The sequence below is a fragment of the Mangrovibacterium lignilyticum genome (genome assembly GCF_010882175.1).
Taxonomy (GTDB): Bacteria; Bacteroidota; Bacteroidia; order Bacteroidales; family Prolixibacteraceae; genus Mangrovibacterium; species Mangrovibacterium lignilyticum.
This window is the reverse complement of the sequence record NZ_WKLH01000006.1, coordinates 16,776-31,942: the sequence shown is the minus strand read 5'-3', so window position 1 is coordinate 31,942 and position 15,167 is coordinate 16,776. Positions and strand designations below refer to the sequence as shown.

14 protein-coding genes are annotated in these 15,167 nt (G+C 42.2%); 1 reads left to right on the top strand and 13 read right to left on the bottom strand.

The features are described 5' to 3' along the window. Positions 1-14: 14 nt before the first annotated feature. From GJV22_RS20230 to GJV22_RS20175, 12 genes are all read right to left on the bottom strand, one after another. A complete protein-coding gene (locus tag GJV22_RS20230) occupies positions 15-1,034 on the bottom strand; it encodes a permease (RefSeq protein ID WP_163718083.1) in 1,020 nt (339 codons plus the stop codon). Continuing rightward, the gene (locus tag GJV22_RS20225; RefSeq protein WP_163718081.1) at positions 1,031-1,438 is read right to left on the bottom strand and encodes a hypothetical protein; all 408 of its coding nucleotides are present in this window, start codon (positions 1,436-1,438) and stop codon (positions 1,031-1,033) included. Before GJV22_RS20225 ends, GJV22_RS20230 begins: the two co-directional genes overlap by 4 nt. Continuing rightward, positions 1,439-2,458 carry a 4Fe-4S binding protein gene (locus GJV22_RS20220; RefSeq protein ID WP_163718079.1) on the bottom strand — a complete coding sequence of 340 codons (1,020 nt, stop codon included), beginning with the start codon at positions 2,456-2,458 and terminating at the stop codon, positions 1,439-1,441. It lies immediately after the preceding gene. Between the two features lie 10 nt (positions 2,459-2,468). After that, positions 2,469-3,752 carry a hypothetical protein gene (locus tag GJV22_RS20215; RefSeq protein ID WP_163718077.1) on the bottom strand — a complete coding sequence of 428 codons (1,284 nt, stop codon included), beginning with the start codon at positions 3,750-3,752 and terminating at the stop codon, positions 2,469-2,471. A 3-nt stretch (positions 3,753-3,755) separates the two neighbouring features. Beyond that, entirely contained in the window at positions 3,756-5,048 is a 1,293-nt protein-coding gene (locus tag GJV22_RS20210; protein ID WP_163718075.1) for a 4Fe-4S binding protein, read from the bottom strand. A 2-nt stretch (positions 5,049-5,050) separates the two neighbouring features. After that, positions 5,051-5,437, bottom strand: a complete 387-nt coding sequence (locus tag GJV22_RS20205; protein ID WP_163718073.1) for a hypothetical protein — start codon at positions 5,435-5,437, stop codon at positions 5,051-5,053. Between the two features lie 153 nt (positions 5,438-5,590). Next, positions 5,591-6,862, bottom strand: a complete 1,272-nt coding sequence (gene nqrF / locus GJV22_RS20200; RefSeq protein WP_163718071.1) for an NADH:ubiquinone reductase (Na(+)-transporting) subunit F — start codon at positions 6,860-6,862, stop codon at positions 5,591-5,593. A 19-nt stretch (positions 6,863-6,881) separates the two neighbouring features. Continuing rightward, the gene (nqrE, locus tag GJV22_RS20195; protein ID WP_163718069.1) at positions 6,882-7,499 is read right to left on the bottom strand and encodes an NADH:ubiquinone reductase (Na(+)-transporting) subunit E; all 618 of its coding nucleotides are present in this window, start codon (positions 7,497-7,499) and stop codon (positions 6,882-6,884) included. Between the two features lie 26 nt (positions 7,500-7,525). Beyond that, complete coding sequence (locus GJV22_RS20190) at positions 7,526-8,176, bottom strand: NADH:ubiquinone reductase (Na(+)-transporting) subunit D (protein WP_163718067.1); 651 nt, start codon at positions 8,174-8,176, stop codon at positions 7,526-7,528. A 6-nt stretch (positions 8,177-8,182) separates the two neighbouring features. Further along, positions 8,183-8,878, bottom strand: coding sequence for an NADH:ubiquinone reductase (Na(+)-transporting) subunit C (gene nqrC / locus GJV22_RS20185; RefSeq protein ID WP_163718066.1), 696 nt, complete (start codon positions 8,876-8,878; stop codon positions 8,183-8,185). A 19-nt stretch (positions 8,879-8,897) separates the two neighbouring features. Next, on the bottom strand, positions 8,898-10,061 hold the full coding sequence (locus GJV22_RS20180; protein ID WP_163718064.1) for an NADH:ubiquinone reductase (Na(+)-transporting) subunit B: 1,164 nt from the start codon (positions 10,059-10,061) through the stop codon (positions 8,898-8,900). A 25-nt stretch (positions 10,062-10,086) separates the two neighbouring features. After that, a complete protein-coding gene (locus GJV22_RS20175) occupies positions 10,087-11,439 on the bottom strand; it encodes a Na(+)-translocating NADH-quinone reductase subunit A (RefSeq protein ID WP_163718062.1) in 1,353 nt (450 codons plus the stop codon). Positions 11,440-11,615: 176 nt separating this feature from the next. Here GJV22_RS20175 and GJV22_RS20170 point away from each other — a divergent pair, with 176 nt between their 5' ends. Further along, positions 11,616-12,920 (top strand): type IX secretion system plug protein, encoded by a 1,305-nt coding sequence (locus GJV22_RS20170; protein ID WP_163718060.1) that lies wholly within the window; start codon positions 11,616-11,618, stop codon positions 12,918-12,920. On the opposite strand, the gene GJV22_RS20165 is transcribed toward GJV22_RS20170, so the two are convergent. After that, positions 12,917-15,001 carry a sensor histidine kinase gene (locus GJV22_RS20165; protein ID WP_163718057.1) on the bottom strand — a complete coding sequence of 695 codons (2,085 nt, stop codon included), beginning with the start codon at positions 14,999-15,001 and terminating at the stop codon, positions 12,917-12,919. The two genes, GJV22_RS20170 and GJV22_RS20165, sit on opposite strands and share 4 nt — an antisense overlap. Positions 15,002-15,167 lie beyond the last annotated feature (166 nt).

The window sequence follows — 15,167 nt, the reverse complement described above, 5'->3', positions numbered from 1 at the left end:
TTATTGCAGGTCTGTTAGGAAAACAGGTTGATTGTGAAGCTAAAGATCAAGATAATTAGGATGGTGGTCAGGACTAGGATTGATGTGAGTCGCTTTCCGATGAACCGTGATAACATAATAATGGAACTTGCGCAGACGGCTGTTGAACTGAGTGAAAAAGCGATTGCTCCGCCAGCTCCCAAATCGGTGTATTGAAGCAATGGGGCCAAAAACAGAATATCAGCACCGTTGCATAAATAGATAGCAGTACCGATGGCGGTGATAACGATGAGGCTAAGAAAATTATTGTGTAATGATAAATTGTCAATCAGTTTTAGTGGTTCGAGTAGTTCAAAGGTCAATCCCAGTATGCCGGCAATTAAAATGAAGGGTGCTATTTTGCCCACTAATTGCCAGGTTTTTTGATAAACATCTTTCCCCGCAGTGACCGAGCACGTTGATGGCTTGCAGCTTTTATAAATGCCAATTTCCGGCTTTCTCATTTTATGGTATGCAATTTCAACGGCCCATCCGGTAATTATCGCGATGAGGAAAGAACCAGCAATTCTAAGGGCGGTATACCAAACACCCAATATCGACCAGGAGAGAAACAGAATGTAGGGGTTTAGCAATGGCGCAGCCATTACAAAAGTTATGATGGTACGCAATGGAAGACGCGATTTCATCGTTTCGATCAGGGGGATGGCACTGCATGAGCAAACCGGAATGACAGAGGCGTACAGGAATGCAGAAAGCTGATTTTGTGGTAGAAATCTCCTGTATTTTGAAAAATACTTTTCTACAATTGTTCCAGCGAAGCTCCCTGCTACCACAATCAAAAACAATTCTACCAGATATTCATTGATCATGAACAGCCAGGACGGAAGAAAGCGATATATGATACATTTTTCGCGGGTATGGTAATGAATCCCGTACCAGCTCGAATAGACGGTGTCTGTCAGAAGAAGGAGTAGAACCAACCAAACTGTTACTTTGTAGAAGTTGATTTTTCCCGGCTTTTGAACCGTCAATCCATTTGTATTTAAAAAGCTCATTTTGAATCGGTATTTAGTGTGAATGTTTCTGCTATCGTCCCTGAATCTGTTTGTCTGAAAGCAGTTATGCAGGCCTTCTTATTTTCGGCACCTGTGACGATGAGTTGTACTATTTTTGTCCAAACACCACAGTTGTTGTCTGCCCAGCTCTGTTGATGGACCAATTTGAAACCTTTATAGAAAAGGCGGGTTTTTTCAACTCCGTCCAGGCAGCTGTTTCCTTTCTGTTTTGCGGTAACAGCGATAAGCAGACTATCACCGTTCGTATAACAAGCTTTTCCACCTTTTATGATTTGAAACTTGTAGACGATAGGGTTGGCGGTCAATGAGCCTCCTAAAACAGCTCCGGCCATAAATATTAGCAGCGCCAGCACGGTGGCAATATGTTTGCTTTTTGTCGGCATTTATTCGGGTATATAAACGATGGCATCATATGTACAGGTAGTGATACATTTTTCGCAGAGCATACAGTTCTCCTGATCAATGCTGGCGGGCGAGCCATCAACAATAATTGCATTTGCAGAGCTGCACGCCGTTATACAGTCACCGCAACTGGTGCACAACTCCTCGTCGATTGTTGGTTCGCTGACATCGCTTGAACTAACGATAATGGCATCTTCCTGGCAAACAGCGTAACAATCTCCACACTGGGTGCAATGCGTTTGGTCGATTGTTGTAATCCGGCTTGTACTGCCAGTGGTACTTTTATTTACAGCGTTGTGGGTACAAGCCGAATAACAGCTGCCACAGTTTGTACAAGTCGATGAGTTAATTGTGACGTAAGCTTTGGAAATAGCATTGTGGGGGCAGGCAGAAAGACACTTTCCACATTTGGTACACTTGGATGTGTTGATTGAGGATTTTCCGTTGACTTTAGAAATTGCTCCGTAGCTGCATGCGGAGGAACAGCGCTGGACGCAACCGTGGCAGTTATTCCCTACTGAATAAACAGATCGAACATAGCTGATGGCATTACCTTCATTGATACAGGCCGTAACGCAATCGCCGCAACCGACACATCCGCTGCTGGAAATTGAATAGCTGCTTTCAGACGTTGAAACATCGATCGTGATGGCATTTTCGGGGCAGGCATCTTCACATTTCTCGCAGGCTGTGCAATTGCCGGAGCTGATCGAGTATGTAACTCCGGGAATGCTGATCGCCTCGACTGAGCAGACGGGAACACAGGCTTTACATTCGGTGCAAAGGAACGTATCGATAGAGTAGGAAGCCTCTTCCAGGCTGATGGCATTGTACGCACATACATCCAGACAGTCTCCGCAGGATGTGCAATCAGAAGTTACAACACGCAGGCCTTTGTAGAAACTTCCATCGCACGAACTTAGAAATCGGGCCCCTAAAGCAGCTGTTCCAACGAGCAGCAGGGATTGCTGGATAAATTTTCTTCTTGTATTTGTTTTCATGGGTAGTGGTTTAAAAGAAAATACGCATTTCGAGTCGGCCTAATGTCGCTTGCTCTGTTAGCTCATCGGAGTTCATAATGCCGCTCAGTGCAGTTAGTCGAAGATGTTTTTTTAGGAAAAACTTGCCGATGGAAAAATCGAGCTCTCGCATGTTCGAGCCTTTCATTTGCCGGGTATATTGTAATTTCAGGCTAAGTTGACTTGCTGAAAATTGATGTTTTAGTGAAGCGTTAAATAGCGGTAGATCCACCAAATCCATTCTGAATACTTCGCCTAAAAATAGGTTTGAAAAGCGAGGTAGAACTTGAGCGTTCTCATCAATTTCGAACTGGCCGAGATATAGCAACTGGATCGTTGAACTTTGATTGATTGACCATGCTAGGTCTTTCTCAAGTTGCAAATACAGTAATAGCGATTGGTTATCAGTAACGCCTTGGTAAGCGGATTCTGCTCTCAAGTTGGCGATATGTCCGAGGTTTATGGTTGTGTGTATCGCGGCATACCAACTCTGGTGGTCGTAATAACTTCCAAATTCCGAATACAAAGTAACCCCGTAGGACTCCACTCCGAAGGAGGTATTTGTGGAATTTTCCTCAATTGGGCTAAACTCCTGAAATTCGTCGAATGCCGGGTCAGCTGTCGATTGCTTTTTATGGTTGATCGTTCTAAGAAAGGAGAAGCTTGCAAAGTTGGTGTCACCCCAGCTATTTCCGGCGGGCATAGTTCTAACTGGTATCAGATCGTAAATGTATGCTGTGGTGCAAAAGATTCCGTTTCTCGAAAAGTCTTTTGTTACCGTTCCAGCTGCCAGTTGAACATTGCTGTTATTTTGGTTGTATTGGAGGGTCAGCCCTGTCCCGCGCTCGTTCACCAGGAAAAAGTCGTCGGTTTTTATTTGTTGTAAACCCAAGTGGATGGAAAAATTATTGCTAAAATAATTTGCTGACAGATCGCGCAATCCGAATCTGTTCGAGCTAAACGTGTTCCCAAGTTCCCTGTCATTTTTGTACCAATACTTTATACCGCCTTCAGCGTAGAATTGAAAATGATTAGATGAAAGTTCAAGCCCCAGAAAACCCATGCTATTGGCGATGTAGCTGTCGGTAAGGTAACCGCCACTGCCCGCCACTTCGGCTCCCCAGCATAGTGCTGATCCTTCGTAAAGCGGCTTGATGTTGGCTGAAAGATGGCTGCAACACTCCCACTGGGCATTTGCCTCTTTGTTGCCAATGCATAGCAGCGTTAGCCCTGCGATGGTCAATCTTTTCAGATATTTTGTTTTTACCGTTCTCATTGTTTAATTGGTTTGTTTGTGGGTAAACCCGATGGATTGGAAGCGACACTCGTCCATACATTCGCCGCAGAGAATACAGCTCTCTTGTTGAATAGAAAAACCATTTGCCGATTGATTAATGGCTTGAGAGTCGCATTGCTTCTCACATTTTGCACAGCTTTTACAACTTGAGCTAATTTGAAGTTTTGATGCTCCGGGGATCCTTGTCACCCAGCCCAGAATTAATCCGATCGGACAGAATCCCCTGCAAAACGGACGATAGGAGAGTAGAGAGCTGATCAGTAGTATTGCCAGTAGCACATAGCCGGTTGTATTTACAGAAAGCAGGTTAAACGCTACTTTAAACGGATCAATTTTTATAAAAAGGTTTGTCTTGGTGACGAGAAGTTGTATTATTAAGATACAAAGACAGACGTACTGGAGTATTCGTAGAAATTTTTGGCTTTTGGACGATTTTAAGAACGTAAGTTTAGTCGGTTTGTACAGAAATTCCTGAAATGCGCCCAGGTGGCAGACCCAGCCACACCAAACTTTTCCGAAGAAATAAGTCAGCACAATCAGCCCCAGAATCCAAATAGTTGTCGTCCATACGATCGGTACTCCAAGCAGTAATAAAATCAGGTTCTGAAAGCTTGAAATCATACAGGGACACCCTGAGCTGTAGAACCCCAGATATACGAGTGAACCAAGTAAAATAAACCATCGATATTTTAGACCTTGTTGAAAGCGGACTGCAATGCCAGAGATTATTGTAAGCAGCAGGGCTATTGCCACACGAATCAAAGCTTTTGTATCCGCTGTTGAATTCAGTTGCTGTTGATTCGATTCAAATTCCTCAATTGATCCAAATTCCGAATTGTCGACGCTCACAAATTCGTCGAATTCATTTACTGCGGCAAACTCGTCATCAGTAAAATCACCATTTTCAACTTCAGTTATTGATTCGGTTTCTGCTAAAGCTTCATTGTTTTGGGCGGCCAATGCTAACACAGGAAAGGGCTCCTGTGCGGTTTGCTGATTATTGGTTAAACAGATTGACAGACCGATAAAGATTGTTACGCCCATAGCCCATAAAAATCGCGCAAGGATTTTTTTCTTGAAAAGAAGTAGGGAAGCGGTAGCGACGACTATTAAGAAGAAGGGGAATTCAGCAAAAGGCAAAAATGGTTCTGTATTGCCGGTTGGAGCGCATTCGCTACAAGCACCACAGAGCGATGATCCTGAATTTAGAAATTCATTGGTTAGTGATCCGATGAGAACAACCGGAATATGGCATAGTTGGTAGAAGGAAGCCATAATCAGGATTTTTTTGCTAAGATTAACTTGCCGAAGCCGCCGTCTTTATCGCAGCTCCTTTTGCAAACTAACTGTAGCTGGGTACCACCATCAGCAGATATCTGTATTTTCAATTTTCGGACATAGGTGCAGGCTTTTATTTCTTTCCATGGGGTGGCAGCAGTTACTTTACATCCTTCGGTTAGTATTTTAGTATGGTCGATGGGTTCACTGCAATCGCGATGTGTATTGACGATTGTTACTTCTACAATAATAATTTCACCAGGCTTGTATAATTCGACCTGTTGCTCTCCGAGTATTTTGATCTCCACCTCACAAGCCTTTGATTGTTGAACCAACATCAAAAGGAAGAGCAGCATGAGGGATTTAAGAATCGACTTTTTGATCATCTTGCGGTATTTCGTTTACCTATATATCCTGCAAGAAAGTGATCAACCCTACTAAAAGGATTTTATTGTTATTTAATCTAAATTAGTAGACGAGAGTAGACAAAAAAAGAGCTGCTCCAATGGAACAGCTCTTCATATATATCGGATAAGGGATTAGCTTCCGAAGTCGTCGAACAGAACGTTTTCGTCAGGAACGCCCAGGTCGTAAAGCATTTTTTGTACTGCTGCGTTCATCATCGGAGGACCACACATGTAGAAGTCGATTTCTTCCGGCTCTTCATGTTGTCTCAGGTAGTTGTCGTAAATGACGTTGTGTACAAAGCCTGTTTTGTATTTAATGTCCAATTTATCAGCTTCCGGGTCTTGACGGTCAAGAGCCAGGTAGAATTTGAAATTAGGGAATTTTTCCTCAATCTCTTTGAACTGTTCGTAGTAGAATACTTCTCTCCATGAACGTGCTCCATACCAGAAAGTCACGTTTTTCTTGGTTTCTTTCACGGTGTGAAATAAATGGAACAAGTGAGAGCGCATAGGCGCCATACCGGCTCCACCACCAATAAACATCATTTCGCTGTCGTTATCTTTCAGGAAGAATTCACCGAAAGGACCTGAGATGGTTACTTTATCACCTGGTTTGCGAGAGAAAATAAATGAAGAACAAACTCCTGGATTTACTTTCGTGAAACCACCGTTAACACGGTCGAAAGGAGGAGTTGCAATACGAATGTTCAGCATCACGATGTTTCCTTCAGCAGGGTGGTTGGCCATTGAATAAGCACGGAATGTTGGCTCCGGGTTTTTCATTTTCAGGTCAAACAAACCATATTGTTCCCACTCAGGGCGAAATTCGTCATCGACCTCCATGTCTTTGAAGTCAACATCGATTTTAGGAACATCAATCTGAATGTAACCACCCGATTTGAAGTCCAGTGTTTCGCCTTCCGGCAATTTCACCACGAACTCTTTAATATAGGTAGCCACGTTGCTGTTTGAAACCACTTCGCATTCCCATTTTTTCACTCCAAGAACTTCCTGGTGAATGTGAACGTCCATGTTTTCTTTCACCTTTACCTGGCAGCCCAAGCGCCAATTGTCGGCTTGTTCTTTTCTGGTAAAGAATCCGGTTTCAGTAGGCAGAATAGATCCACCTCCTCCAGTAACCTGGCAACGGCACATCCCACAAGTACCACCACCACCACAAGCCGATGGCAGGATTACTTTATTGTTGCTAAGCGTTGACAGCAATGTGCTGCCCGGCTCAGTCTCCATTTCCATGTAACCGTCGTTGATATTAATCTTAACGGATCCGGATGGGGTTAATTTCTTTTTAACAAACAACAGGATTCCAACTAACAGAATAATCACCAACAAGAAGATGATTACGCTGGTCAGGACAACTGTTGATTGAGATGCTAACAATATCATAGTACTCAATTTTAGTCGTTTATAGTTTAATTCCCATGAATCCCATGAACGCCAACCCCATCAATCCGGTCACGATAAACGTGATACCTAATCCACGCAGGGGTGCAGGAACCTGAGAATATTTAATTTTTTCGCGGATTGCAGCAATACCTACGATCGCTAAGAACCAACCAATACCGGATCCTAACCCGTATGTTGTTGCTTCGGCGATGTTGTTAAAGGCTTTTTGCTGCATAAAGAGTGATCCCCCGAGGATGGCGCAGTTGACGGCAATCAACGGGAGGAAGATACCTAACTGAGTGTATAGAACCGGCGCAAATTTCTCAACAATCATCTCAACCAACTGTACCATTGACGCGATAACAGCGATGAACATGATAAAAGATAAAAAGCTTAGGTCAACATCAGCAAATTGAGGTCCTAACCAAGCCATGGCGCCTTCTTTCAGGATGTAGTTTTCAAGCAAGTAGTTAACCGGAAGTGTGATTGCTAACACGAAGATTACGGCAGCACCCAAACCGGTAGCGGTCTTCACTGATTTTGAAACAGCCAAGTAAGAACACATACCCAGGAAGTATGCGAATACCATGTTTTCAATGAAGATCGATTTGACAAATAAATTAATCAGATTTTCCATATCGTAATGAATGTTTGATTTCCAGATTAGTCTTCAATTAATTTCCGGTTTTTGCTGCGCTGTACCCAGATGATTACACCTACGGTAATCAGGGCCATTGGAGGCAAAATCATCATCCCATTGTTAGAGTAGAAACCACCATTGGCGATGTACCAGCTTTCAGGAATTAATTTGTATCCAAACAAACTTCCTGACCCTAGTAATTCGCGGAAGAAACCAATAATAACAAGGATTGCTCCATATCCGGCACCGTTACCAATACCATCGAGTAGAGAAGGCCATGGCTTGTTACCCAAAGCGAAAGCCTCCAAACGTCCCATTAGGATACAGTTGGTAATAATCAAACCCACAAATACTGATAATTGCTTGCTCACGTCGTACACAAAGGCTTTCAGTACCTGGTCTACCAGGATTACCAAAGCTGCAATGACAACCAGCTGAACGATGATCCGAATCCGGTTAGGGATGGTGTTGCGCAAAAGTGAAATAATCACGTTGGCAAAAGCGACTACTGCAGTTACAGCTATCGCCATAACAATCGCCGGTTTTAACTGGGCAGTTACCGCCAAGGCCGAACAAATACCCAAAACCTGAACGGTAATCGGGTTGTCGCTGTTTAGCGGGTTACTTAAAAGTCCCAGGTTTTTCTTTGAAAATAATGCTTCTTTCTCGCTCATCTTCTTCTATTTTTTCTGGTTGAAAAATGCTTTGTACGCGTTCAGATCTTCTTCAACCATCGACTGCAAACCTTTAGAGGTAATTGTACCACCCGAAATAGCATCTACTTTGTGTTCTGCAGGAGCTGTTTCGTTTGATTTCGCAACAATGATTGAGTATAATTTACCGTCGTTATCAAAGATCGTTTTGCCTTTGAATTGCTCTTGAAAAGCTTTCGTTGCAATTTCAGCACCTAATCCGGGAGTTTCCCCCTGGTGGTCGAAAGTTGCACCGTAAATGGTATTCATGTCGCTATCCAATGAAATATATCCCCAAATTGGCCCCCACAGTCCGGCACCGTACAGTGGTAAAATATATTTAATGTTTCCGTCGATTTCGCATTCGAAAACCGGTAAAGCACGATCTTCAACTTTCTTGGCACGTTCTTTTTTCATATCAACAGTAAAGGCGTTTCCATCAACTTGTTCGCCTTTCGCGTTGACAACATAAGAGTTTACAATTTTCTCGTTGTAGATCTGTTCTGCATTTGTGGCATTTGCCGCAATGTTAACAGAAGCGAGAATGTTTTGCTTTTTCTCAATTTCAATATTCTTAGCTTGAAATGGTTTTAGGTTGAAAGCAGCAATTGAAAGAACTGCAGCTACCAAAATAACCATTGCTGAGGCATATATAAATGTATAAACATTACTATTCCTGTCCATTTGTCGTAGTCTTTGTAGGTTAAATAGTTGCTTTTGCCCGTTTCAACCGCCGTTTGATGTTGCTTTCCACAACATAGTGGTCAATCAGAGGTGCAAAGGTGTTCATCAATAGAATGGCTAACATCACGCCTTCCGGGTAAGCCGGGTTTACGACACGAATCAGGATAGCGAGCACACCAATCAGGAATCCGTAAATCCATTTTCCTTTTACAGTTTGTGAACCCGATACAGGATCGGTAGCCATAAATACAGCACCAAATGCAAAACCACCAATGATCAGGTGATCGTAGAAAGGCAGCGCCATGTATGTATTGTCACCAGCGAAGATATTCAAAAGGATACCCATGAATAACCCACCTAAGACAGTCGATAGCATAATTCTCCAGCTTCCGATTCCAGTTACAATCAGTACCAAAGCACCAATCAGAATGGCAATTGTTGAGGTCTCACCGATTGATCCGGGAATTAAACCAACAAATGCATGCCAGGTGTTAAGTGCATCGGTATGGCCGGCTGCAGCCAATGCCATTGGTGTAGCACCGGTAAACCCGTCAACCATTTTGTCGACTCCTGATGCTGAGATCCAAACTGAATCACCGGACATTTGTCCCGGATATGCAAAGAACAGGAACGCACGTGCTATAAGTGCCGGATTCCAGATGTTCATTCCGGTACCACCGAAGACCTCTTTACCAAAGATTACTGCAAAGGCAACCGCAATTGCAATCATCCATAAAGGCGTATTTACGGGCATTACCATCGGGATCAACAGACCCGATACCAGGAATCCTTCATTCACCTCGTGGCCGCGGAATTGGGCGAAAATAAATTCGATACCCAAACCAACACCATAAGAAACAATGATGATCGGTAATACTTTTAGCAGACCAAAAAGGAACATGTCCATAAGGCCAGCTGTTCCCAACTCACCAAGGGCACCAAAATGTTGGTAACCTACATTGTACATGCCGAAAAGCAGTGCAGGAACCAACGCGAGAACAACAATTCCCATGGTTCTTTTCAGATCGATAAAATCGTGAATATGAGTTCCCGATTTAGACGTATTCTTCTGTACGAAAAATAGCGTGAAAACCGCATCATGTGTCGAATGCAGCCAATGATATTTGGCGCCTTTCTGAACATGAGGCTTCGTTTTTTCGAAAAAATTTCTTATCGCTTTCATTGAATTTCTTTTTTAAAGCAATCGTTTATCCCACTTCTTTAACCATGGTATCCAGACCTTCGCGTAAAATTTCCTGAACTTTGATTTTCGAAGTACAGGCATATTCACACAGCGCTAGATCTTCTTCTACCACTTCATAAATACCAAGTTGTTCCATCTTGTCGATGTCGTTTGCCATGATTGCTTTAATCAGATATACAGGCAAAATGTCCATCGGCAGGAATTTCTCGTATTGTCCGGACAATACAAAGGCGCGTTCGCCACCGTTCATATTGGCATCCAGCACATATTCTTTTTTCGGGAATAAACTGGAGAAGAATGCTTTTGATGCAGAGTATTTCCCAAAACCGGGTTCGGCCCATCCCATAAATTCGTAATGGTCACCTTCAGGAATAACAGTGATTTGCTGTGCAAAATAGCCCAGGTAATCATCTGCTTCGACTTTACGTCCGGTTAATACATTACCGCTGATGATGCGTTCTGTACCTTCCTGTTTGGTTTTACCCTTTACCAATGAACCGATTTCGGCACCATGGATAGTTTTGAGATATTTTGGCGCTTTAACCTCAGAACCGGCTAAAGCAATTGTTTTGCTTAAATCGAGTTTTCCGGTTTCAAATAAACGGCCGATGTATGCAACCGCCTGAATGGAGATCGTCCAAACAAGTTCGCCTTTATTGATCGGACCTACTTTGTGGATTTGAATACCAACGTTGCCAGCCGGGTGAGGCCCGCTGAAGGTATTTACTTCCACATTTTTCAAACCACTGAAAATGCTATTGGCAGTTTTGTCTGACAAACCCAGATAAACTTTGCCGTCAGTTAATTTGCTCAATGCATTGATCCCGGTTTGAATGGCAGCAATGTCGTTTTTAAAAATAAATTCAAAATCAGGAGCCAAAGGACTTGAGTCGAACCCCGAAATGAAGATATTTTTTGGTTGATCACTTGGTTTAGCTAACGTTCCGTAAGGACGTTGTTTGAAGAATGGCCAAAGGCCACTGGTTAGCAGTTGCCCGGTAATTTGGTCCCGATTAAGTTTCAGGGGGTCAGCTTTGGTAAATGAAGCGAATTCATTTTTACCGTCTGCTTCAACAACAACCTCCAGAATTTTACGACGCTCCCCGCGGTTAACAGCTTTTACTGTTCCACTAACAGGGGAAGTGAAGAAAATTTCAGGATTGTATTTGTCGAAAAACAGGGCATCACCAGCTTTTACCTGGGCCTCAGCCTTCACACTTAATTTTGGAGTTAAGCCTGGAAAATCGATTGGCTTAAGGGCCACGGTCGTCGGAGCAGGAGCGTTCTCGAGAACGGCCTCGGCAGCACCTTTCAACCGGATATCCAATCCGCGTTTTAGTTTAAAATGCTTTGACATTGTAATCCCTTGTTGTTTTAGATTTTTAAGGGTAGCAAAAGTAATTATTATTAAAAACTTTTCACAATCTTTGTTTATAAACTTCAAATGGATCAATCAATTGATTAACACGATATACAATCTTGCTGAACTGTTTTTTACTTCAGTAGGTTAAACTCATCAAAAAGACTTCGAATATGGCTGGTTTTAGATCGATAAAGCAACTTTTTCGCGCTTTGACACTTCTTTTTGGAAGCATTATTTTATCATTAAATTCTTGGGCACAATCGGGGCAAGAGCCCACTTTTGAGGATGCTGTTTTTAATTCCGAAATTAAGTCAGTTCAATTGTTCCAGAAAGGAGATCAGCTTTCGATGCCGATTTTGAAGCTGGGAAACGATGACCAGCTACTGTTGAAATTTGATGATCTATCGGGTGACACGAAAAGCTATAGCTACACTATTTTGCAATGTGATGCCGACTGGCACGAATCGTTCCTTATTCAGAGTGAATATTTGGGCGGGTTTTTTGAAAATCCACTTGAAGATTATGCGCTGAGCTTCAATACAACCATGAAGTACACCAATTACCAGTTGCTGATTCCGAATGATCGGGTGGAACTCAGGTATTCGGGTAATTATGTTTTGATTGTGTATGAAGGAAACGATCGCGACAAAGTTATTTTAACACGTCGGTTCTACGTTTTGGAAACTAAAGTAGAAGTTTCGGGAACGGTAAAGCGGGCGACTTTTGATCCCTATAAGGGGGATAATCAGGAAGTTGATTTCAGCATATTTCCCGGGCAACTTAAACTGGACGATCCTTTTCAGGAAGTTAAAATTGTTGTGATGAAAAACCGCCGGTCGGACAATGCAATTCGGGGCTTAAAACCACTGTTTGTACGGAAGAACGAATTGGTCTATGATTATGACAAGGAAAATGTGTTCGCCGGTGGAAATGAGTATCGCTATTTCGACATTCGTTCGTGGGAGTACAATGGCGAAAACGTTGCGGCTGTCGAGCAGTACCAGCCATACTACCACGTGACTCTGCTGACAGATCAAATTCGGTCGAACAAAAAGTATTTCTTTTACCGTGAAATGAATGGCAATTATACGGTTGAAAGTCAGGATCGCATTCAGGATCCGGATACGGAGTGCGATTATGGCTTCGTCCATTTTACGCTGGCGGTTCCTGTGCCATTGGTTGGCGGCTCAGTACATGTTTTTGGCGCACTGACTGACAGGGCGACCAATGCGAGTAATGAAATGACCTGGAATGCAGAAACAAAGGAATATGAACTGGCGCTTTTGCTGAAGCAAGGATATTACAATTATCAATATGTTTATGTTCCTGAAGGTGAGCGGAAAGCCGAAGAATCTGTTTTAGAAGGAAGCTTTTATGAAACGGAAAATGATTACCAGATTTTTGTCTATTACAAAAGGCAATCCGGTCGATATGATCAGTTGGTTGGTTTTCAGGAATTAACGAGCTTGAACTAGCGGACGACTTTCAACATCCCATCGCCGTTTTCAAACGGGATGCTGAATGCAAAGGTTGAACCTTTGTCGACTTCCGACTGCACTTCAATTTTTCCACCCAAAACAATGGCATAATGTTGGGCAATGGCAAGTCCTAATCCGGTACCCTCGTACTTTCTCGATTTTGTATTGTCAATTTGATGGAAGCGGTCGAAGATTCGTTCCAGGTTTTGTTTGTCAATTCCAATGCCGGTATCGCGAATAAAAAATTTCAGACGTTCTTTCCCAAGCATTTGATAGCCAAATTCAATCTCACCTTCGTGGGTGAATTTAATAGCATTGTCAATCAGTTTTTTCAGAATCTCTCCCAGCAAGTAGCGGTCAGTCGAAACACCAAATTTGGGATTGGCATTTTCATTGCTCAATTTCAGCCGAACAGGTTTGTTGCTGACTTCAATGCTGTATTCCCGGTAAAGGTCGACCAACAGATCGTTTATTTTGCAAAAACCTTTGTGAACAACCACCTGCTTGCTTTCAATTTTGGAAATGCTGATCATATCGTTAATCATTTCCATAAGCAGGCGACCATTGCTAATGATGATGTCAATAAACCGGTTCTTTTCCTCCAAGTCAAAATCCGGCGAACCAATCATTCGCGAAAAGCCAATAATCGCATTCATTGGCGTTCGTATTTCGTGCGAGATATTGGCCAGGAAGGCTGATTTTAGTTGGTCGGCTTCTTCCGCTTTTTGCTTGGCTTCTTCCAGCCTGATTTCAGCCATTTTCCGTTTTGTGATATCCCGGGCGATCGAAATAACCGAATTGTCATCCAATTTGGCAATCCGCATTTCAAACATGGCTGTTCCTTTCTCAACCTCGAGGGCGTATTCAATTGTTTCAATCGAGTCAAATCGAATAGCATCCTGAATATATTGGAAAATCTTGCGGGACATTTTTTCTGAAAAGCCAACCTCGAAAATCGAGTTGCCGATAATGTCATCAGCATTAATTTGAATGAGCTCAGAGTCTTTGATCACAAAATCAACATAAATACCGTCCTTATCGATAATGAAAAAAAGATCGGGTATCGCTTCGAGTAGTACCTTGTATCTTTTCCTGCTCTCTTTTAAGCTGACAATTGTATTTTGCTTGGCGCTGATGTCGTGAAATAAACAGGCGATATAGTCTTTCTGTGGCGACAGAGTTGTTAATTCCACCCATTTATTTAAGTGCTCAATGAAGAACTCCGTTTTATTTTTTTTCGAGAATAAAAAGAAGTTATTCCAGTCGAAAGAGTTTCTGAAAATCTTGGGAAAGATGACATCTGCATCGACATTTCGAACCTCCCGCGAGTTGATCTTAAAAAGGTTTTCGAAAGCCAGGTTTACTCTTTTTACTTCCAGATTAACTGCAGATCCTCGCTCGTCCCGGTTGATTTTTAAAAGTAAAAAACCTTGTTGCAACTTTCTGAGTGTTTGTTCTATGCGATTTTCTGTTTTGTCCGTTTTCTCCCTAAGTTCCCTCATGTTTAATTCGAAGCTCCATGCAGTGATGAAACAAATAAAATAAGCGATTGCGAGAACAATTAGAGGGTTAAGGACGAATTCGTTTGAATTCCAGTAGAATGATAAGATTTGGTCGAACCGATTTGCTTCAAGCACGTGTAACGAAAGAGCAATAACACTTAAGAGAAAGAAAATCGAGATCTTTATTCGGTTATTGCTGAAAAACAACAAAACCAGTAAGCTTAATATGGTTGACCATAGTGTAAACTGAATGGTCAGGTGAATGGGCATGATCGCGTAGACGGCCGAAATGAAATAAAAATAGATCGGAAAAATTACCAGGAAAATACTGTTGATTGCAGCGTTAATCCGGCTTCCGCGAAGGCAATAAACACCGATGATAGCCATAGCAATTAGCGAGACATCTCCAGGAATGCAAGAGTAATTAAGGTTTCCTAAAAGCCCCGTAATTAAACTGTACAGACCGAAAAAGAATCCCGAAACATAAACCAGGTATAAGCCGATTATTCTTCGTTTTTCTTCGCTCGAATTAAAAGAAATTAGCTTTGAGATTAAGTGAATTTTCGGTTTCAGCATGAATACTCTTAAAAGATGCGCCTAAATATAATAATTTTTAATTCCTAATAATTTTCAGTAGCAGATAATCCATAGATTTTTTGAAAGCTGATTTTTATTATGGATTAGGTTTTACTGAATGTTTAGTTTTGTGATTCAAAGCTTAACAACTTAAAAATACAATAAT